Consider the following 22,818-nt stretch of genomic DNA (forward strand, 5'->3'; position numbering starts at 1 on the left):
TCTATCTTGATAATGTTACTTTCTCGGAACAGATTATTATTCCAGATCCCGGCCCATATGCTCCTGTTGATTTTGAAGTCGCAGGCAATGGTGCAGACTGGGAATGGATAGTAGCTGAGGATGGTACGAATCCAGCGCTTGAAATTCTCGCTAACCCAGTGAGTGGTGGCATCAATACCACTGCAACCGTAGCCAAGTTCATAGCAGAACTAGCTGGACAACCCTGGGCTTTATTCCATTCAGAGGGTATTGGCGAGTTTACTTTTGATGCCACAAACTCTACTGTAAAGATCATGGTTAATAAGCCAGTCATCAGTAATGTAGGCCTCAAATTTGAAGGAGCTGGTCCTGTTTTAGAGCTTACGGTTCCCAATACACTTATAAATGAGTGGGAGGAATTAACCTTCGATTTTTCAAGCCTCATCGGGAACACTTATAATAAAATAGTAGTTATTCCTGATTTTGATTTTACTCCAAGAGCTCAGGATAACATTGTCTATCTTGATAATGTTACTTTCTCAGAACAGATTATTTCAGATCCTGAGCCTATAGTTGCTGCACCCGCTCCCATACATGACGCTGCTGATGTCATGTCTATCTATAGTGGAACGTACACCAATCTGGCTGAGACCAACTTCAACCCCAACTGGGGACAGAGCACTACAGTCACCGTGGATGCTGATGTTGCGGGTACCAATACTATCCTGTATGAGACCCTGAACTATCAGGGTACCAACCTGGGTGGCGCTGATGGTGTCGATCAGGATGTCTCCGGTTATGATTATCTCCATGTTGATTTCTGGACAGCCAACGCTCCAGCTCTGAACTTCTTTCTCATCAGCCGTACAACAGGTGAGCAAGCTTATTCCCTACCAATCACTGCTGGTGAATGGGTCAGTATGGATATTCCACTGACACACTATGCTGATCTTGGTCTCAGTCTGACTGACATCTATCAGTTCAAGGTAGATGGTGGTGATGGAGCCACTTCTGTATGGTTTGACAATTGGTATTTCTATACTGGAGAAGTAGTAAGTCCTACCCCACATGCTCCTATTGATTTTGAAGTCGCAGGCCATGGTGCTGACTGGGAATGGACAGTAACTGAAAATGGTACGAATCCAGCCCTGGAAATTCTCGCTAATCCCATGAGTGGTGGTATCAATACCTCTGCAACCGTAGCCGGGTTCACAGCAGAACTAGCCGGACAACCCTGGGCTTTATTCCATTCAGAGGGTATTGGCGTATTTACTTTTGACGCTACAAACTCCACGGTAAAAATCATGGTTAATAAACCCGTGATCAGTAATGTAGGCCTCAAATTTGAAGGAATTGGTCCTGTTTTAGAGCTTACGGTTCCCAATACACTTATCAATGAGTGGGAGGAATTAACCTTCGATTTTTCAAGCCTCATCGGGAATACTTATAATCGGATAGTAGTTATCCCTGATTTTGATTTTACTCCAAGAGCTCAGGATAACATTGTCTATCTTGATAATGTTACTTTCTCGGAACAGATTATTATTCCAGATCCCGGACCCTATGCTCCTATTGATTTTGAAGTCGGAGGCAATGGTGCGGACTGGACCTGGATAGTAGCTGAGGATGGTACGAATCCAGCCCTGGAAATTCTCGCTAATCCCATGAGTGGTGGTATCAATACCTCTGCAACCGTAGCCAAGTTCACAGCAGAACTAGCCGGACAACCCTGGGCTTTATTCCATTCAGAGGGTATTGGCGTGTTTACTTTTGATGCCACAAACTCCACAGTAAAAATGATGGTGAATAAGCCAGTGATCAGTAATGTAGGCCTCAAATTTGAAGGAATTGGTCCTGTTTTGGAGCTTACGGTTCCCAATACACTTATCAATGAGTGGGAGGAATTAACCTTCGATTTTTCAAGCCTCATCGGGAATACTTATAATCGAATTGTAGTTATCCCTGATTTTGATTTTACTCCAAGAGCCCAGGAGAACATTGTCTATCTTGATAATGTTACTTTCTCGGAACAAGTCCTACCTACAGTACCAACTGTAGCTGCACCAGCACCTATGCATGATGCTGCTGATGTCATGTCCATCTACAGCGAAGCTTACACCAACCTGGCTGGAACCAACTTTAACCCCAACTGGGGTCAGAGCACGGTGGTCACAGTTGATGAAGTGGTTGCAGGCACGAACACCCTCAAGTATGAGAGCCTGAATTATCAGGGTACCAACCTGGGTGGTGCTGATGGTATCGATCAGGATGTCTCCGGTTATGATTATCTCCATGTTGATTTCTGGACAGCCAATGCTCCAGCTCTGAACTTCTTTCTCATCAGCCGTACAACAGGTGAGCAAGCCTTTGCCCTACCCATCACTCCAGGTGAATGGGTAAGTATGGAAATTCCACTGGCACACTATGTTGATCTTGGTCTTTCTCTGACTGACATCTTCCAGTTCAAGGTAGATGGTGGTGATGGTGCCACTTCTGTATGGTATGATAACTGGTACTTTTACTCAGTGCCTCCTGTGGAACCATTGGATATTGCTGGTATCTGGGTCGTAGCTCCTGAAGCCGCAGCCCTCATGGTCGGTCCCAACCCCAATGATGGGAGCTGGTGGTCCAACTCAGCAGATGATGTTACGACAAGAGCTTGCTTTTTTGATGACAAATTTGTTTTCAATGAAGATGGCTCCTTTGCCAATGTCATGGATGGCGATACCTGGCTGGAAACCTGGCAGGGTGTTCAGGCTGATGGTTGTGGAGCTCCCATTGCTCCACATGATGGTTCCAATGCAGCCACATATGCATCTGATGCAGGCGCAGGTACGGTTACGCTTAACGGTGTTGGTTCCTATCTGGGTATTCCCAAGGCTTTTAATGGCGGTGAATTAGGAAATCCAGCAGATGCCCCTGCATCCATCACATATGATGTGATGCTCTCGGATAACAATGAGACCATGACAGCGGTGCTCGATATCGGTGGTGGATACTGGACCTTCAAACTGGTTAAATTTGATCCATCGGATGTTGTGGATAACGTGGTTCCAGATGATTTTGCACTCAAGCAAAACTATCCAAACCCATTCAATCCCTCTACTACGATACGCTACAGTTTGATTGAATCAGGACATGTTGTTCTTAAGCTATTCAATATCAGGGGTCAAGAAGTTACAACCCTTGTTAATGGGATGGCCAGTCCGGGTGAGTACGCATATTACCTGGATGCAAGTGACCTTGCTGCTGGCACTTATTTGTATGCCATAACAGCAGGAAATCAGACCATTGTTAAAAAAATGGTGCTTATCAAATAAGTCAATATCTGAAATATTCAGATTGAGTACTAACAGCCCCCCAGCTATCTGGGGGGCTGTTTTACTTTGAGGTTGAGCCTGACTGCCAGTTCGTAGCAGGGAGAGCGAAGATGGAACATCAATAGGCATTTTGACCCATTATTGGGGAGCTCGATTCAGTTTAAATGGACGAGGTCTCTACAAAAGTGAAAATATTTGTCAATATGCAATAAATACTTTACTTTCTTCTCGTAATTAATCTACGATTCGACCTCGATCTGTATCATCTGAAACTCCCCCTTCCTGTTTTTTAATCTAGGTAGATTGATACTTCATTCAATTGATCTTAAGTATATTTGAGGCCGCTCGACAATAATATTTTACTGATAAATAATAACATCTGATTGAGAGATTTGATCAATGAGGCATTTAATTTTCGGCGCACAATATATAATTACTCATCATCTCTTTAATAGGAACAGACCTCTGATCTGTGGGATAACGGTTACAAACAAGTGCAATCTAAGTTGTCGACACTGCCGCATACCTGATCGAGGAGCACGACATATCAGTTTTAATGAAGCGCTTACCGCAATGGAAGCTTTTTATCGTGAGGGAGGTCGTACTCTATATTTACAAGGAGGAGAGCCCTATATCTGGCGTGATGGAGAATATGGTCTTGAAGATCTCGTTGAGTACTCTCGCAGGATCGGCTATTTAGCCATCATCATTTATACAAATGGCACCATTCCCCTGGAGACAGAGGCTGACACAGTTTTTATTAGTATTGATGGACTCGCAGAAACACACGACAATCTGAGAGGGAAGACCTTTAATCGCATTTTGAAAAATATCAATGAATCATCACACCCTTCGCTTTATATAAATTTTACGATAAACAATTATAATAAAAACGAGATAGAGGAATTCTGTAAATACATCAATGACGTCGAATCGATCAAAGGCATATTTTTCTATTTTCATACACCCTACTATGGATATGACGATTTATACATTCAGCCAGCAGAAAGGAATAGAATAATACAGGGCCTGTTATCGTATAAGAAGAATTATAAAATATTAAACTCGCGTGCCGGTCTAAGTTCGGCCTTAAAAAATACCTGGAAACGGCCTTTGAATAACTGTCACATCTACGAAAAAGGCGTTACGTATAAATGTTGTAGATATTCTGGGAATCCAGAGTTGTGCGAGAACTGTGGATACTTAAGCTATGCTGAGATAGATCAAACTTTAAAATTGAAACCGTCAGCAATAATTAATGCCCTTAAATATTTTTAATTGTAAAATGAAAATCAACTACATCCTCTGGTCTATACTGGGTAATCGTCCCCATGATTGAGAATCTGGTCAGAAGCACTTTCAGCAGGTTAATCACCAAACAGAGTAATCTTACCCTTAAGTCAACAGTCCCCTCAACAAGGGAGCTTAAAAGTAAATTCGAATCGTTATCTGACCTTGGAATCTACCTTCACATTCCATTTTGTGACCGCATTTGCCCATACTGTCCCTATAATAAAGAGATCTACCATTCTGACATCGCTAAGCAGTATACAATCGCCGTGATGAAGGAAATTGCTTTCTATTCTGAGATGGTCGGGGATATGCCAATAAGCTCTTTTTATATCGGCGGTGGTACCCCCACAACCATGCTGCATAATGGCATCAAAGATATCATCTCCTACATCTATGATCATTTTAACATGCAATGTTCAATTCACATGGAAAGTCACCCTACCCACTTAAGCAATGACAATCTTGACGCGATTCAGGCTATGGGTATAACCAACCTGAGTATTGGTGTAGAATCACTACAGGACAGGCATTTGAGCGTTCTAAAGAGACCCTATACAACTGAGCAAATAATAAATATAATCAATAGGGTTGTTGACAGAGGCTTTGATTGTGTGAATGTGGATTTCATGTTTGCATTACCAACCCAAACCTTAGAGGAGGTCAGGCAGGCTGGGCGAATGCTGGTTGATATGGGAGTTGATCAGATAGCTGCCTATCCACTTTTCAAATTTCCTTACACAAAAATGGGGAGTGATGGCACGGAGAGTGTCTTCAAGCTGTCTACTTTGTTGCATAGAAGAAAGATGCTCAAGATTCTTGAGGAAATCTTTTATAATGCGGATTTTAGAAGATCATCTGTATGGGCATTTACAAAACAGGGGATTCCCAAGTATTGTTCAGTAACGGTACCTTTATACATAGGATTTGGGGCAAGTGGCGGAAGCTATTTAAAGGATATCTTTTACTTAAACACATTCAGTGCCAAAGAATATATCGAAGCATTTGAAAAGGGTAAACCAGCCATCGCGTTGTCTCTTGAGCTGTCAAGGGAGGTGCAGATGGCCGGTTGGTTGTATTGGCGTATTTACGAGACCCAGTTTAATAAAGGAGACTTCAAGGATCGGTTTGGTGTAGATTTTGATCGTATTTATGGAAGATATATGAGACTTTTGGCAATCATGGGTTTCCTAAACGATGATGGTAAGCAAATCATACTTACAGACCGGGGCAGTTATTGGATGCATGCTTTTGAGGATCTGTTTTCAATCGACTATATCAGTACCCTATGGGGCACCTCAAAACAGGAACCATGGCCAAAGAAAGTGGTTCTATAATTTTAGCCCCGCTTCTCAATCTATCGGGATAAATATTCCGTCTGCTAAGCTATACCCTCGGAGACTTTTAAATATCGAATATCTGAATTTCGAGTGGATGGCTACTCTTTTACACTGCCTAACATGATTCCCTCAATATAGAACCGTTGTAAAGCCAAAAAGACAATGATAACCGGCAATACTGTAATCACGGCCCCGGCCATCATCAATTCTGTGTCTTGAGCATGCTCACCTGAAAGATTTGCCATTGCTACAGGAAGGGTATACATGTTCTCACGTGTCATGATAATGAGAGGCCACATAAAATCATTCCAGGTACCCATGAAAGTAAATAGTCCCAGGGTAACCAGGATTGGCTTTGCCAGCGGTAGAACAATTTTCCAATAAATTTGAAAATCGCTGGCACCATCCAAACGAGCTGCCTCAATGAGAGAGTCCGGCAGTGAGGTGATATACTGTCGGATTAGGAAGATGCCAAAAATACTGGCCATTCCCGGAATAATTACTCCGAGATAGCTGTTAATCAATCCCAACTGATTCATCATCAGAAACAGGGGCAACATGGTTACCTGAGCCGGGATGATCATCGCCGCCAACAGTAGTTTGAACAGACTCTCCTTACCAGGAAAATGGAATTTGGCGAAGGCGAAACCAGCCATGGAATTCACCAGGAGAGAAAGCGCTGTGATGCTGGCAGAGAGGATCAGACTGTTGAGAAAGTAGCGTACGATATTCATCGATATAAACAAACGCAGATAATGTTCCAGGCTAAAAGACTCTGGAATGAGGTGGGGCGGGAACTGGTTGGCCTCCCCTTGCTGCATGAAAGAAGCTGAAACCATCCAGACGAAGGGAATCAATGTCATCAGGGCAACGGTAACAGCGAGTATGTGTATCAGAATTTTATTCCCGTTCATGCTCTACACTCCACTGTACTGTTTTTGGACGCGCAGCTGGACAAGGGTTGCTATAAAAAGTATGAGGAATAAAACAAAGGCCAGGGCAGCTGAATAGCCCATTCGCCACCAGCGAAAACCCTCCTGATACATGAGGAGAACAATACTTAGCGTAGCATTCATAGGGCCACCCTGGGTCATAACATAGGGTTCTGCAAAGAGCTGGAAATACCCAATGATGGTAATTATGGATACGAAAACTGTTGTTGGCATAAGCATGGGAAGCGTGATGTGGAGTAATTCCTGCCATTTCCCTGCACCATCTATCCGGGCAGATTCATAGAGTTCAGGGGGAATATTCTGTAAACCGGCAATAAAGATAATCATGTTGTAACCAAAATTCTTCCATACCGCCATGATAATGAGTGCCGGCATGGCCCATTTTGGATTCCCCAACCAATCAACAGTGCCAACACCTATGAGGCTCAAAAGATAATTCACTAAACCAAACGAGGGATGATAGATGTAACGCCATACAACAGCCACGGCGACCAGCGTGGTAACAACCGGGAGGAAATAAGCCAGTCTGAACAGGGACATGAAGCGAATAAGCTTGGAATTAAGCAGCAAAGCCGTGGCAAGAGAAAACATTAGGGATAGAGGTACGCCAATGAACACAAAATAGAGTGTGTTGCGCATGGCTTTCCAGAAAAGCGGATCGCTTAATAAATTTTTATAATTTTCCAGTCCTACAAATCGTGCATTAGAGCTATCTGCCAGGGAATAAATATCAAAATCGGTGAAACTCATCAGGAATGACGCTACCACTGGAATAAAGAAAAAAACAGCAATGAGTGAGAGTGCTGGTGCAAGAAATAGAGCAGGACTCATCCAGACCTTGAAAAAGGGCTTTATTTTCATATGCTTTTTTAGTTCCATCAATTTTGTCTAATCACGTGATAATAACCAGCGACGCTTCTCAAGAATTTTATTTACATCCTGATCCAGAAGCTCCATGGCTTCTTTGGATGTCCATTGTCCAAAAACCACATACTCCAGATACTGCTGAAGTTTCATGGCTATCTGCTCCCACTCTGGTACTTGGGGGGTCTTTTTTACTGATTCAAGTTGATGAAAAAAAGCTGCTGTTGGTCTCTTCCCCGACAACTCCAGGGAGGTCCAGCTTTCCACACGAGCTGGCAGATCACCTGTTTGGGCATAGAATTCGGATTGCACATCAGGTTGCGATAGATATTCGATCCAATCCCAGGCCAGATCTTTGTGCTTGGAGGAACGGAAAACTACCAAGGACGAACCACCAGCTAAAGAGAGTCCGGGATAATCTTCAACCCTGATGGCTGGCAAGGGGGCCGTGTCCCAGTCATCCTGCATCTGGGTTGGCAGTCTGAGTGTCATTTCTCCAATATTCCAGGGGCCGCTGATATACATTGCGAAGGTGTTTTCCTGGAAACCCTGATAAACGTTATTCACCTCTGTCATCCCTTTTGGTGCAAGTCCCTCCTGGAAGAATCGATCATAGATTTCAAGGCCCCGCAAGAATTCCGCACCTGAGAAAGTGCCATAGCTAGCTCTCTCCTTAAGAATTTCAGAACCCTGTTGCATCCCTAGAAAAATGGGTACCACCCATTCATTCAAGGGAAGGAATATTCCATATTTGGAATGCCCGTCTTTGACCAGTAGTCGGGATATCTCCAGCATATCTTCCCAGGTTTGTGGAGGTTTTTCCCAGCCTATTTTGTCAAGGAGATCACGTCGATAAAAAAGGACGCGAGTATCAACATACCAGGGAATCCCATAGAGTTTTTCCTCAATCCTGTTGGTTTCCCAGATACCTGGAAAATAGGAATCTGACGAGATCATATTCGATGAATCCACTGAATTGTCCAACGCTTCAAGGGCATTGAGCACTACAAATTCTGGGATCCAGGTGTTGCCCAATTGACAGATATCCGGCAAAGAATTACCGGCATAGGCGGTGAGGAGTTTCTCATGAGCTGCGGTCCAGGGAATGTTCTGGACCACCACGTGAACACCAGGATTTTCTGCTTCAAATCCTGCTACAAACTGACGAACGCTATTGCCCTCTGCGCCAAATGCCCAGAAATCCAGGTTGATGATTTTTGCATCGCCACTGTTACTGCAGCTTGATACAAGCACCAAGGCCAGTATCAAGCTGCAGAACAGCTTATTGGCAAACTGACGTGGATTATTGACCCTTATGATACACCTGCTCTCATCGAATCAGTAGCAACTTCCCGGATTCTTGTACATCCCCATTGTTCAGATGAAACAGATACATGCCACTGGCCACTTCCCGGCCTTGAGTGTTGGTGGCATCCCAGTAGAAAGTTCCTGCTCCAGCCCCCTGCTCTTGCCTGAGATTATAGATTTCATGTCCCAGCACATCGTAAATGATCAGATTCACAGGACCTGACTGAGGAAGCTGAAAGCGGATTCCAACCCGACTATTGAATGGATTTGGATAGCTACCAAGCAATTGGAATTGATAATCCTCCAACAGTGCCCCATCATCAGGCTGGATGGAAAGCGTCGTGTCCGGGATAAATCCCATTTCTTCCAGAGCTGGTATGATCTCTGGATTTCCCATGAACTCATTCCAGATAAGACCTGTGCGGTAATTCTCCATCATCACAATGATCGGTCCTTGATCAATGGCCAAATAGGAGCTTGAGTACCACTCATGGGTTTCATTGAAAGCATCATAAAAGCCAAAGGGACCAAAGATTCTTTCCCCATGGTCCGTATAAAAATGTTGGAGTGCAGCCATGGATTCCATGGGAGTATAGGGAAAACTGGATAGGGCTGCCGTAGGTGTAATGGTTCCATTGTCACGATTTAAAGCTGGTTCATGAGCGAGGTATCCGAAAGGATCGTCACTGGCAGTAAGTCCCCAGCAATCTTCACCATAGCCTACATAACCACCGGGATTATCAATACACCAGGCCCGGTTAATAAGAGTTTGGTTCCGGTTATTGAAGAAATAATTGGTATGACTATCCTGCCTGCCCCGTGGATCAAACCCTAGATAGGAATAATGGGTGAAGAATAGGGGACCACCATAAGGCCAGCCAACGTCGAGGGTATAATCATAATAGCTTTCTCCATTATCATAAGCACTTGAGGAGCAAAATCCATCTTCCCAGAGATTAGCAGGAACACCATGAGTAGGCGATGCAATAGCAAGCATGTAAACTATCCCCGTTTCGTTGGGTCCCTGGAGAGCGAAATTCATAGTCCATTCATAATCTGGAGACCAATGCCAGTAAAGAAAGTTACTGGTCGGCGTCCGACGATACCAATCCCACTCCACGCTCTCCCATAAGCTGGTAGCCAATGTTACCAGAGCTTGTTCAACAGGGTCATCACCGTTGAAATAATTTCGCGCTGTGAGAATGCCCTGAACCAGAAAGGCCGTTTCTACAAGATCACCACCATTATCATACTGACTGAAGGGAATAACCTCGCCAGTCGTTCCGTTGAGCCAATGTGACCAGGCCCCATGAAATCTATCTGCACCTTCCAAAAACTGAAATAATTCCAATAGACGAGCTGCTGCTTCCGCCCGAGTCACAAAGCCCCTTTCAGCACCCACAACAGTAGCCATGATGCCAAATCCGGTACCTCCTGATGTGACAATATCATTGTTCCCTGGTGTACGTTCCAGAGCCATCTTTGAGACAGGATGGGCGTAATCCCAGAAATAGCGAAATGTGGATCTTTGTATCATATCCAGAAAGGCTTCATCCCCCAGAGCCTGAGTACTAACCTCAATGGGTTCAGTGAAGTCAGATTCGTTGTAACTGGCATCAACAGCTGAAATCTTGTAATAACCTGATAGTCCAGACTCACCTAAAAAATGATTAAAGAAGGGGATATCCATCTCCGTATACCCCACCAGGAAATAGCTTCCACCCCAATTGCTGCGATAAATTCTATAACCCGCTACATCCTCATCCTCCACTGGCGTCCAGCTCAAGTCAATATGCTGGTCATAACCTACAGCGGTAAGATTTGCAGGTATTCCAGGTGCTATGGTGTCGGCATCGCCAAATGAGGTCATACGAATTTCATCCAGAAAAAGAGTATGTTCCAGATTATCGCTGGAGCTTTGCCCATAGAAGATAGTCTTGACAGACGACATATTGGTGTTGCCGGCCACCACAAAGAAGGTATCAAGCGGCATGGAATATTGCTGCCATTGGCCCACGGAAACAGATTCAAGAAAACCACCCATATTCAATTCACCGGTCTTCTGACCGCCCGTGTCCTCAAGGTATATGAGTGGCAGATCATCCAAGGCAATAGCTGCATCGGTATACATCCAAAATGTAAGCAAATCCTTGGTGAGGAGATCGTGCCCTGCCCAACCGACCTCGGCAACAGCAGCTCCCCAATTGCCTGTTGACTGACTCGTCCAATGGAGGCGTAAACTGTTATTACCGTTGAATACCGTTCCCTCATCCACAGGAAATTTCTCACCGATGCGTTCCAACACGCTGGGTGAATTCACAAAACACCAACTGGGATCATAGGAAGTGGATGTGGGACTGTCATCAAAAAAAACGAAGTCTTCTGCCTGGGCGACCTCCACTGTGACGCTCATCAACAATAGTGTGCTCAATATTAATTTTTTCATGGCCATCTCCCTCCCTCGGTAAGATGAATGGTAATAGGTTGTATTACGGTATATTTTTTCGTTCAACAGCTAGGGGGAAACACTCCTCAGAAGCAATGAACTCCAATACATGAGTCATTTCTCCAACCTGCTTGAAAGTCCTGGTTAAGGACCCCGTATTCAAATAATTATTGATTGACAGCAGAATCATCCCCTGGTCAAGGGCGAGGTATTTCTCTGCCACTTCTCCTGTTTTCGGGTTTACCGAGTCAAGAAACCCATAGTCTCCGCGGATCATGAAACTCTTTTCCAGCATTTCAAGATTATCTACAATCCAGCGAGGTGCTAAACTTAAGCCTAAAATACTGGCATGGGGTGTCACAATGTCTTCACGACTGCCCTCCCTGTGGCTACCAATATCTGAGACCCCAAAGACATCATAGCCACCATCAGGTGTGGCACATGGGCTCATACCCCAGACTTGATATCCCAGGTAGTTTAAGGCGTAATCTCTATGAATAGCCACGATCCGCTTATCGTTTTCCCCCAGCCCCTTGGGTGCTTCCAGTCCTTCGTTCACAAATAGGGTGGGCATAAGATATTCAAACATGCTCCCGCCCCAGGATGGTAAAATCTGCAAGGAATCTTTATAGAGGTAATAGCCACTGCTGAAGCTTTTTTCCTGATCAATTTGTTGTAAGAAATGATGGGGTGAACCATATTGATCCACGGTATCGGGCAACACTCGATAAAGCTGGGTCCAATGGCTCAACGGAACTTGTTTCCAGGCAAGTCCCAGATAGCTTACGATTCTGCTCTCACTACAGAGCATTCCATAGTGATAGGGTGAGAATTCTTGTTTCTCCAGATCATAACCCAGATAAAATTGCCCAAGGTCTGGATCTAAGAGCCAGGCGAAATCCACACCGCTTAAAATATTCTGGCAACTCCTGTTCAATTCCGGGTATTTGACAGAAATTGCAGCAATACTGGCATACAACCAGGCGGCATCGACGCTGGAAACGTACTGGCGTGTCACCTCCATGGCTGGAATACTGTACCAATTGAGATGAAAACCCTTATAGCGTTCCATTTTCTGCAATGAACTCAAGGTGAGGGTTAAATATTCCATGGCTTTTTCATGAGAGATGAATCCCAAATCCTCAGCAGCAGCCACACATACCATATATATACCAATATTTGTGGCTGAGGTGTAATCTGATGGGGCGGAATTCCTGGCATTAAGATTGTCCGGTATCAAGCCGGTGGCACTATCAGCGAATGTTGCGAAGAATTTCCAGGTGTCTTCTGCCAGCACTCTGAGATAGAGGCTGTCCCGGGAGGTGATTTGCTGAAGTTCTGGGGTAATCAGAAGTAAATCGGTTTGAGGAATAGATTCTGGCAGGGATGGAGGAACTGCACAGCTGGTGAGTAGCTGCGAGATCACCGGGAAGAGAATTATTATGCGAATTAATTTCTTGGGCATATGCGAACCACAGTCATCCCACCACGCTTGCATCACATGGTCACCTGCACCAGGCATGATTTTGCATGTTGAGGTGGGATCATGTTACCCTGAATGATCAACCCATCAACATGGAGCTCACTGATACCAGTACTGCGATTGTGGGGGTTAGTCACATTGATGGTATAGACGGTACCTCTGAATTTTCTGGTCATGGAATATTGCTTCCACTCTGCTGGAATGGCAGGATCGATAACCAGTCCTGCCCGAGTTGGTCGAATACCCAGGATACGCTCTGAAACCATCTTATCGAGCCATGCTGCAGAGCCTGTATACCAAGTCCAGCCCCCCCGACCATAATAATCGGAATCAGGACCATCAATATTTCCAGGAGTCACATATGGCTCTCCAAGGTATCTCTGGGGGTTCATCCCATTATGTATGGGAGAAATTCCCTGGTAGACCTTAAAAGCCAGTTCGGTTTGACCTTGCAGTGCAAATGCCCAAATAGCCCAGGTGGCTGCATGGGTATATACGCCACCATTTTCCCGCGTTCCAGCTGCGTAACGGGAAAGATACCCAATACGGGAATCAGGTTCGCTATACGCAGGTGATAAAAGCAAGGGACCAAAGTCCTTAAGTAAATATTCTTGAACTGCAGACATGGACTTGTGTTGCTGTTCAGCGGTGCCGCTACCACTGATAACAGACCAGGTCTGTGCATTCAGGTAGATTTTGCCCTCTTTACATGCCTTGCCGCCAATGATATCGCCTTCATCTTTGGTTGCCCGAATAAACCAATCGCCATCCCACCCTGTAGTCTGAATGGCATTGATCAGTGAAAGAGATGTGTCCTGGAAAAGTTTTTGGTGCTTGGTGTCACCCATTTCGCCAGCAATGAGGATAAATTCTTTCAGGATGTAGGTTAAAAAGTGTGCTAGCCAGACCGATTCACCCTGCTCCTCCAAACCAACAGCACTGAGGCCATCGTTCCAGTCACCAGCCCCTATAAAAGGGAGTCCACGCTTACTTGTGCGCAGCAGACTACGCTTAATGGATTTCAGGCAATGTTCATAGATTGATTCAGTTTGTTTGTCATCATAAAAAGGAATCTGCTCGTGGAGCAGTGAAATGTTATCGGTTTCCTGTAGATAGGAGATAACCAGAAAGGGAAGCCACAAATAATTGTCAGCAATACCAGAATGCAAACCCTGCTCTGTAATGGGATGCCACCAATGAAGGACCGATCCGTCTATGTATTGGTGGGCTGCATGGAGTTTGATCTGCTTTTCAGTTTTGCTCACATCAACAGGTAGAAATACCTGACTGTCCTGCAACTGATCACGGAAACCATAGGCACCACTCTGCTGATAATAGGCACTGCGACCATAAATACGGGCTGAAATAGTCTGATATTTCAACCAGCCGTTAGCCAGAATGTTAATAGATGCATCTGGTGTTTCCATCTGATGTGCATCCAGTATCTCTGACCAGTATGCTTTTACTTCATTCAGAGCTGAAACTCTTTGGTCAAGGGTCTGATATTTCTTGAGGGCGATCTCACAATTGTGAGTGCTGTCATACATACCTATTAAATATGCCAGATTCTGCTTGGCTCCTGGAGCCAGTTCTATAGGAATTTTGAGACTGGCGATAGCATCCTGCCACACTCCCTGTTTGCCTGGCGAACCATTATTAATAACAACATTCGGTTTCTCAACGCTCCCATACTGACCCAGAAAAGCTTCCTTGTCACATTCATATCCAGTGGCTTTGCTGGTACAGGAGAGAAAGGCATTAAAGGGATGCTCGATATTCCAATGGCCTCTATCTCCCAGGGCTATGTCCCAGAGACGTTTGCTGGCCCAGATTGTGTTCGCCTCAGAATCATATTTGGTCTCAATAAAATTCTTATGGAATTCTCTGTGATGATCATTGCTGGAGCCAAGTGTCCATTCGAAATAATTAAACAGGCTTAGCGATCTGGATTCGGACCCCAGGTTCTCAATTTCCACATCCCAGACCTCCATTTGTTCGTTCATGGGTATGAACAGGGTCAAGGTAATCTTTATCTTACCCACACGGGATTGGAAGACTGTATATCCAAATCCATGGCGACATTGATACTCATCAAGATCAGTCTTTACGGGCAACCAGGTGGGGCTCCAGAATTCACCGGTTTCGTTATCTCGGACATAGATGTACTTACCCCAATCATCTTTCACCAAATCCTGATGCCAGCGGGTAATGCGATTAAACTCGGAATGGTCCAACCAACTGAATCCCCCACCACCCTGGGAGATCGTCAAACCATAGCGACCATTGGACAATACATTTATCCAGGGTTTGGGCGTCCGGGGAGTCTTGATGACATATTCAGTGCCCTCCTGGTTAAAATAGCCCAGCTCCGTTTCGAATTGACGGTCAGTATTCACTTAGGTGGTCCTATCATGATATTTTTTTAATGTTAACGATCATATAATCAGAAATTGAGCAATAGGTCAATTCTCTGGACATAATTAAGACGGCCAAAATCCTCATAGCTGTACTGGAATCCCAGGTCTAATCCGCCAACATTCAGGTGAAGTGATCCGCCCAGGGTCAGCCCTTTTTCGCTATCTTGCTGAAAAAGACTTTCATAGCCCATCTGAATCGCAACCATAGACCAGGGACGCCACTCCAGGCCAAGATTCAGATATTCGTAATTGTCATTTGGGTGCACAGCGTCTGCTTCAACGGTAAATTCACCAAATTTCAGCTTTGGCAAATCATAGGCTAAACCAAAGCGAAAGATCAAGGGGATATCCCAGGCATTGGTATACAAACTGGCTGGTATATGGGAGTTATCTCCAGATGCATCGCTATTCTGGTCGTATACAATCATTAAATCCTTGCCGCTGTACTGTAATTTTTGACCAAAATTGGAAACGGTAGCACCGATCCGCAAGCGCCGGTTATCAAAATAGTATAAGCTCCCAAAATCCAGTGCTATGCCCGCTGCGTGCGAATTCCAAATGCGCTGATGGATATACTTCCCATTAAACCCAATACTGAAAAAATCTGTAAGTGCACGGGCATATGACAGGGTAAAGGCCAGATCGGTGGCGGAGAAGTATTCTCCAGTTCCTTCGGGTTTATCAACGGTTCTTACCAGCATGTCACCAGTTGAGAGACTGACCAGTCCAAGACCCACTGATTGTGAATTTCCCAGAGGGATAATTGCGCCGTAATAGCTTATTTCCATATCGGCAAGCCAGCTGATTTGCTCCACCTGAATACTCCCCTTGTCAAAAAAGGCACCGGCTGCAGGATTCCAGTATAGGGCGCTGGCATCGTTCACCGAAGCAGCAACAGCACCGCCCATTGCCATACTTCGTGATCCCATACCAATTTTCAGGAATTGCGCAGCAGTGGTTCCCGTCTTACTAATAATATCAGAAGCTAAAACAGGATTCCAGGAAGCAATAGATACAGCAATGCATACAGCAACCTGTACTGCAGATCGGTTAATTATATTGCTAAAGCATTTCATGACTGATTCCGTTACTTCTTCCTATTTAATCACAGCAAATTTGCCTGTAAATGTTCCCACCAGGTCACTATCCACATAATAAATGTAGATTCCTGGTGCCAGATCCAAGCCGTCCTTGGTTTGGAGGTTCCATTCCAGAGCGCCGTCAGCCATCCCACTAAAATGATCCAGGGAAATCACATGATCCCCACTGACACTAAAGATGCTGATCTGAGCTGCCTGGGGAAGATGAATAAAATTGATCTTACGCTCTCCACGCCCTGAAGCGCTCGTCCGCTGAGACTCCCAGGCGGCAGCTGCCACATATGGGTTTGGAACAACGGCGATATTACTCAGCTGATGACTTGCCAGATTTTGATCAACTTCGGCAGCAAAGGATGTGAATGCAAACTCATCACCGCTTCTGAATGGTAAATGTATTCCAATATTGGCAACATCCCCAGCTTCTGGTTCAATTAAATCCTCTTCAGGAGCCACAAAATAAACCCGCCATGTGTCCCGCCAGGTTCCGCCGACCTTCAGCTGCAATCTGAGATAATCCCCGGCTGAAAGAAGACTATCACGACCCTCAGCAGGCTCCCAGAGATAGGTTCTCACCTTTTTCCCGCTTGTCTGATCTATGACACGGAAGTTTGAAAGATGCTTAAAGCTATTCTTCAACATGGAGCTATCCAGCACACCATAGTGTACTTCATAGCTAGAAGGAAAACCGTCAATCCTGCGTGTGTAACCATCCCAGTAAGAGTTCCTTTCGGCGTAGATCAGGATGTTCGACTCACCTTGAACCCAACCTGTATTTTCTGGGTCTGGTGCCACAGAGTCATTTCTTACCTGGATACGCATTCCTGAAAAAATTGGATTCACATCCTCATTATCAAGTGCATCTGAATCACTAAAGATCAAAAGGGTATCCGTCAGATCAGATTCTAATTTGGAGAGGTTGTAGCTTAGCGTATCCTGATGGGTGGTGTCATCAAAGCTGAGACGATATTCACCAGCGGTCACCAGAGATGGATCAACAATATTTACGCTGATATCCCCAGTACCAAAACCCTGGATACGTTGTAGTCCTCCAGCGATTTCAGGCGGCACATAGCCTGCAGCGGGGGCGTTGGGTGTGATGTATACCGTATTTTTATCAACCGTAACTTTGCCAGCGTTGTTCTTCACGATAACTTTCGTGCACTCCGAGGGCAGGATGTTTTTTTCTTCCCAGCCACGGTCGTAGGCCACGACGGCATAATAGTAATCCACACCATTCTGAACGTCTGTATCTACCCAGGAATGTCTTAACCCTGTATCCCCACCCAGATAATATTCAATCCCGTGAACATCGACATTGAAGAAACCCTGGACGCCATTGGCATAATCGAATTGAGCTACCGGATTATGGAAGGCAGCTTCTCCAAATCCATTGGAGATGATGTAAGCATCGTTGAATGAAGCATCAGTTGCTTTGTAGATCCGGTAACCTTCAAAGTCATAACCCCCGGTTGCCGGATGTGTAAAGGCTGGATCATCATAGGAACTTTCTGCAAAATCATCCCAATACAGGGTGACCTTACCATCCCCAGGTACAGCGGTGACTGTGGGTTTTTCAGGTGGACGGGCAAAATTATAGTTGGCGTTATATATATTTTGCACCACTTCTTTATTACGCTTCAGGTCGTCAAAGTTTTCACCGAATACCAGAGCCATGGAAAACCGTTCTGTATGATTTGGAGGCATGATAAAAGGACCAGACCCAAACAGGAAAGCAATATTTCCTGGTAGGGAGACATTGCTAAAATGATAATTGGCCACTCGGTCCCAAATAACCTCATCATGACCAAACTCCACCCCCTGACCGATATAAAAAGCATCAAAAGCAGTAAGCCCGATCTGATCAGATTCATCCTTATCGGTGATATCAAAGTTAGGCTCGCCAAGAGTTGGCAATCCATCTCCTTCACCAATATCGCCTGAACCAGCCAACCCATCTGCACCAATATCGTGGAGTTCAGGATCCCAGTCGCCATCATTATCAACCCCATCATCGCGAGCTTCATCGATGAGCGGATCGTCCAGTCCAGCGCCAGTTAAATAATTCTTATACTTCAATCCCATATGAACGGCTTCGTTTTCGTCAATAATGCCATCCAGATCATCATCCACACCATTAAAAGGGATGTCACTATATGTTGAACCACGCAGGTAGACTCTCACACTATCATACTGATTCAAGATGAGGCTATCGCCGGAAAAATGGTAGAAATCAGCAGAGCCACCCTCGCTAAAACTTGTAAGTATTCGTCCTCGGTTATTATCAACTTCCATATTTTGGTAATCAATCACCACGATTTCATCAACCAGGTTCCGTGGCTGAAAATCGATGCTTCCCAATTCTGGAGAAGAACCAGCTGCTGCGTCCTCATCGTTGTCTATACCATCAAAGGGATTTCCAGGACTTTCCAAAAACGCATAGCCCGCGTAACCTGTTTCCCAATTGCCTTCGCCCAGATTGTTGGAATCCCACGTATACGCCAAATCCAGTGACAGATCGTACAAGGCCAGATCATCATTGCTGTCATTTTGCCCGCCCACTCCTGCGTCTGCATACATCCCAAAAACTGTCTTGGCATAGGTGGTGGTTGAAACATTGGTTATATCGTAATGCCAGAAAATGATATCTTCCGCCAGAACATTTGACCATTGGAAGCCGCGTACTGCCACACGCATTCCAAGTCCACCGCGATTTGGGTCAAGGGAATCTGAGTTGAATAGCCCCCAAAAATCCTGACCATAGTCCTGATAGTCATCCATGACAAAATAGCTTTCCTGATCGGCATTGGTCTTTCTGCCAAAATAGCCGTTCCAGGAACCACCCCAATCAGCCGCCTGATCTGGCCAATAGAGCGGCCAGGTGTTGGGGTCATCGCTTAGCGCGATATAATCCTGGTCAGGATTGGCAAAACCAGATAGGGGTTGCCATCCAAATTCCATCCCTGTGGAGCCCTCTTCATAATGTTCTCGGTATCCGCCCTCAACGATGTGAGTGATGCGACCATCCTCCAGTTGCACCTCTGCTGCAACCAGTGGGTAGATACCATCCATATAGGAGTGATTTGTGCCCTTGGGCCACACACCTGATGGTTGTTTGCCCCACCAGCCTACCTCTCCAAAATTCCAGAATAGTGTTTCAACCAGATTCCCGTTATGCAGCCCCTGTTTACGATTGATACGATCCCCATGAAGCGCATCAATGTTATTTTGCGCTTGGAGTATTGAAATTCCGCCCAGGAGAAGGCTAGAGGTAATAATAAATAGTTTTTTAATCATACTCATTCCATCATCCTCAAAGCTTGAATTTCATGCCAATCAACACTTCACGTGGAGCCTGGAAATAATCTGGACGAGATAGAAAATCATCCAGTGTGTGAAGGGATTGTTCAGGCACATAGGTAGGGATCAGGCTATAAAAAGGGCTACCGGTATCTTTATTCACATCTCTGGCGTTCTCACGATCCATTACATTCTTAATCAAGAAATAGAGAGCCAAACGAGAATCTCTCAGAGGTATGGCATATTCTCCAGAAACATCCAGATTCAGGGTGCTGGGTTTTCGCTCAGAATTCTGGAAAGAAGTACGTTCGCCCTGGAACTCTGGTGTATAGGGTAATCCGGAACCAAATTGGCCAATAAGACTGATGTGCCAGTTTTTTCCATTCATGGTCATGGATAAGTTAACGGTATGGGTCTGATCCCAATCCAGGGGAACCACCTGTATTTCACTGGCGCGAGGAGGGTCACTCTGACGGTCATTGAAGACACTTCGAGGATCGGAGGCATTGCCCTCAGCAGTTTGGTAGGTGTACTCAATAGAACCTGAGAAAAGACCAATTTGCTTCATTGAAAGCGATAGAGCCACACCTCTAACGTTAGCATAATCTTGATTTTCGTAGCGGGCATAGCTATCGCCAAGGATATATAGTTCATAAATTTGTGTACCAACCAGATTGCGCATGTCCTTGTAATAGCCTGTGATGTCCAGAATAAGATTGGCAGAGAGCATTTGCTGCAGGCCGAATTGATAAATAACTGTTTTCTTTGGGTATAGTGAGGCATTTCCAACAATGCTTTTTAGATCGCCCCCACGAATTTCAAATTCTGAATTATGATAGAGATACTCATAGACCGGAATCTGGAAAAAATGTCCATACGAGATGTGGATCGCACCCCTGTCGCTAATTGGATATGATAATCCCAGACGGGGAGACAATTGGGATGAGCTCGGTGCATCTTTAAAGGCCTCCTCCTGGTTTCCACTATAGCTACCATCTGGATCCCTCAGATCCAGGGGTTCCAGTCCATCAGGATGGAAATAGTCGTAGCGTAGACCTGCCACCAGCACGATGTGCTCAGCTTCGATCTTATCTTCAAGCCATATCCCTACTTCCAGGGGACGGTGTGTGTACTCGTTATTACCCCAATGTGCTTCAGGGAATATTTCAGGTGACCAGGCAGTGCTGCGATCCAGTTTAATGCTGAAATCATGTTGCCACAGTTCGCTCTTCCGGGCTTCAATCCCAGTCTTTAATTCGTGATGGCGATTGGGTTGGGCAGTAAGATTGACTTTAATTGTATTTACTGTGCTGCTTCGGTAGAAGTGATTCATGTCCATGCCACCGATGAAGAAGCCATAACCCAGCCGCCTGGAAAGTAAGGTGCTTACATAGCGCTCATCCTGGTAGTCTTCATAGACATAATTACTTAAATCTGAATTGAAGCGAGAAAAGTTGACGGCATAAAATAGTTTTGAACTTGGAAAATGGTTGAAGGACAGGGTTGTCTGATAGCTTTCCTTAAAGTGGGTCTGGATGCCCTGCGGATTATACTTGTAGAGGTGATCGTAATTTGACCAGGATTGTCGGGTAAGATCAGAAGAGAGATCGATTCGGAACTTGGGACCCAAATGCTTTGATAGCTTGCCATGTGTGGAAAAGGTATTTTTGAAATTCATGGGTACCACATCACCGCTTCCCGATCGTGAGACGTACCAGCCTGCTGGATCAGGATCATCGATATTGGAAGAATCTGAAGGTAGAAATTCTTCGACACCGTATAAGTGCCCTTCCTTCGATTGACTTTTCACACTAAAAACAAAACCTGCATCCTTGCCGAGCATTCCCAGGGGTCCGGTGAGAGTCAACTCTCCGCTGAGATTCTGCAATGGATCAAGCTGGTCAATATTCAGGAAAGTGTCGTCATGTCGGGAAATGAAATCACCGCCATATAAATTGACTGACAATCCAAATTCAGGTGAACCACTCTTGGTGACAATATTTACAACGCCACTCATGGCTTGTCCATACTCAGCACTGAAAGTACCGCTAATAACTTTGATTTCCTGGATGCTGCTATTATCGATATTCACTGCCATTTCACCACTATAGGGATCAGTGACACTAACTCCATCCAGCATGTAGCTCACCTCACCACCCCTGCCCCCACGGAAATGACCGTCTACCACTCCAGCCTGCAGGCCGACCAGGTCGCTCATTTCCTGGACAGGTAGTTTTTCTATTTCCTCAGCACTGATCACTGCCATCGTGCTGGTGCGGTCGCGTTGAATATCTGGTCGGGTGGCGATTACTTCGACCTGGGTTGAGGCTTCAAGTACCTGGGTGCTCATTTTAAAATCATGAATCGAATTGAAGTCGGAAAGAACCTGGATATTATCCTGTCGGATTTTCTGGTAGCCAATCATTTGTACATTGAGGCTGTATAAACCTGGCCGAACATTTAGAATCATGTAATAGCCTTCTAAATCAGTCGCGGCACCGTAATTAGTACCTTCCAGAAAGACATTAACACCGGGAAAGGGTTGACCACTTTCTGCGTCAGTAACCTTCCCACTAATCTTGCCCGTAGTCCCTGCGATGCACACTCCTAGGAACATTTGCAGGAACAACGCAATCAGGATTGCTGATTTCACGTTTCTTAAGGTCCATTTCAAATGCATACTATTCATGACATTACCTGATATCCATGTCCCAATATTTTCAAGGCGGCAGTGTTGACATACTGCCACCTTGAAATTTTGTTAATTGCGTTCTATGTTATACCAATTGCATCTCTATTTGCGCGTCCCATATGTTGCCGAGATATTGTTGATGTGGGTCTTTGCGAGTCTCGAAGAGACGTGGCAATCTCTAGATTGTGTGCGAGTGATTCTGAGATCGCCGCGCGGAGTTTATCCTGAGTAACTTCGAAGGGATCACGAAGACACATAACGCGCATTCTGAAATTCAAATAGTATAATATCGTCCTGTTCTGTAGTCGCTATAAATTGCGCAACTCCCT

The 22,818-nt window shown here is 45.1% G+C and carries 12 protein-coding genes; 3 read left to right on the plus strand and 9 right to left on the minus strand.

The genetic code is table 11. From position 1 onward, the window contains the following. The 3 genes from ISR87_10170 to ISR87_10180 all read left to right on the plus strand — a co-directional run. On the plus strand, positions 1 to 3,299 hold a 3,299-nt coding region (locus tag ISR87_10170; protein MBL7025811.1), incomplete at its 5' end, for a T9SS type A sorting domain-containing protein. Positions 3,300 to 3,698: 399 nt separating this feature from the next. Continuing rightward, complete coding sequence (locus tag ISR87_10175) at positions 3,699 to 4,577, plus strand: radical SAM protein (GenBank protein ID MBL7025812.1); 879 nt, start codon at positions 3,699 to 3,701, stop codon at positions 4,575 to 4,577. Positions 4,578 to 4,630: 53 nt separating this feature from the next. Continuing rightward, the gene (locus tag ISR87_10180) at positions 4,631 to 5,926 is read left to right on the plus strand and encodes a radical SAM protein (protein ID MBL7025813.1); all 1,296 of its coding nucleotides are present in this window, start codon (positions 4,631 to 4,633) and stop codon (positions 5,924 to 5,926) included. Positions 5,927 to 6,027: 101 nt separating this feature from the next. Here ISR87_10180 and ISR87_10185 read toward each other — a convergent pair whose 3' ends face one another. From ISR87_10185 to ISR87_10225, 9 genes are all read right to left on the minus strand, one after another. Continuing rightward, entirely contained in the window at positions 6,028 to 6,843 is an 816-nt protein-coding gene (locus ISR87_10185) for a carbohydrate ABC transporter permease (GenBank protein ID MBL7025814.1), read from the minus strand. A gap of 3 nt (positions 6,844 to 6,846) precedes the next feature. After that, complete coding sequence (locus ISR87_10190; GenBank protein ID MBL7025815.1) at positions 6,847 to 7,713, minus strand: sugar ABC transporter permease; 867 nt, start codon at positions 7,711 to 7,713, stop codon at positions 6,847 to 6,849. Positions 7,714 to 7,770: 57 nt separating this feature from the next. After that, positions 7,771 to 9,015, minus strand: coding sequence for a sugar ABC transporter substrate-binding protein (locus tag ISR87_10195; GenBank protein MBL7025816.1), 1,245 nt, complete (start codon positions 9,013 to 9,015; stop codon positions 7,771 to 7,773). 61 nt (positions 9,016 to 9,076) lie between these two features. After that, positions 9,077 to 11,500: a T9SS type A sorting domain-containing protein gene (locus ISR87_10200; GenBank protein ID MBL7025817.1), complete on the minus strand. Its 2,424-nt coding sequence runs from the start codon at positions 11,498 to 11,500 to the stop codon at positions 9,077 to 9,079. Between the two features lie 43 nt (positions 11,501 to 11,543). Then, positions 11,544 to 12,965 (minus strand): DUF3131 domain-containing protein, encoded by a 1,422-nt coding sequence (locus ISR87_10205; protein ID MBL7025818.1) that lies wholly within the window; start codon positions 12,963 to 12,965, stop codon positions 11,544 to 11,546. Between the two features lie 32 nt (positions 12,966 to 12,997). Beyond that, entirely contained in the window at positions 12,998 to 15,379 is a 2,382-nt protein-coding gene (locus ISR87_10210; GenBank protein ID MBL7025819.1) for a glycosyl transferase family 36, read from the minus strand. 47 nt (positions 15,380 to 15,426) lie between these two features. Beyond that, positions 15,427 to 16,476: a PorV/PorQ family protein gene (locus ISR87_10215; GenBank protein ID MBL7025820.1), complete on the minus strand. Its 1,050-nt coding sequence runs from the start codon at positions 16,474 to 16,476 to the stop codon at positions 15,427 to 15,429. Between the two features lie 21 nt (positions 16,477 to 16,497). Further along, on the minus strand, positions 16,498 to 19,794 hold the full coding sequence (locus ISR87_10220; GenBank protein ID MBL7025821.1) for a hypothetical protein: 3,297 nt from the start codon (positions 19,792 to 19,794) through the stop codon (positions 16,498 to 16,500). 16 nt (positions 19,795 to 19,810) lie between these two features. Then, positions 19,811 to 22,486, minus strand: coding sequence for a TonB-dependent receptor (locus ISR87_10225; protein MBL7025822.1), 2,676 nt, complete (start codon positions 22,484 to 22,486; stop codon positions 19,811 to 19,813). Positions 22,487 to 22,818 lie beyond the last annotated feature (332 nt).

This window comes from Candidatus Neomarinimicrobiota bacterium, from assembly GCA_016784545.1.
Classification (GTDB): domain Bacteria; phylum Fidelibacterota; class UBA8477; order UBA8477; family JABMPR01; genus JABMPR01.

Bases quoted from the DNA above. Each gene is read 5' to 3' on its own strand.
- ISR87_10175 (MBL7025812.1), top strand. From the start codon at position 3,699: ATGAGGCATTTAATTTTCGGCGCACAATATATAATTACTCATCATCTC.
- ISR87_10200 (MBL7025817.1), bottom strand. From the start codon at position 11,500: ATGAAAAAATTAATATTGAGCACACTATTGTTGATGAGCGTCACAGTG.
- ISR87_10220 (MBL7025821.1), bottom strand. From the start codon at position 19,794: ATGATTAAAAAACTATTTATTATTACCTCTAGCCTTCTCCTGGGCGGA.
- ISR87_10180 (MBL7025813.1), top strand. From the start codon at position 4,631: ATGATTGAGAATCTGGTCAGAAGCACTTTCAGCAGGTTAATCACCAAA.
- ISR87_10205 (MBL7025818.1), bottom strand. From the start codon at position 12,965: ATGCCCAAGAAATTAATTCGCATAATAATTCTCTTCCCGGTGATCTCG.
- ISR87_10215 (MBL7025820.1), bottom strand. From the start codon at position 16,476: ATGAAATGCTTTAGCAATATAATTAACCGATCTGCAGTACAGGTTGCT.
- ISR87_10190 (MBL7025815.1), bottom strand. From the start codon at position 7,713: ATGAGTCCTGCTCTATTTCTTGCACCAGCACTCTCACTCATTGCTGTT.
- ISR87_10185 (MBL7025814.1), bottom strand. From the start codon at position 6,843: ATGAACGGGAATAAAATTCTGATACACATACTCGCTGTTACCGTTGCC.
- ISR87_10225 (MBL7025822.1), bottom strand. From the start codon at position 22,486: ATGAATAGTATGCATTTGAAATGGACCTTAAGAAACGTGAAATCAGCA.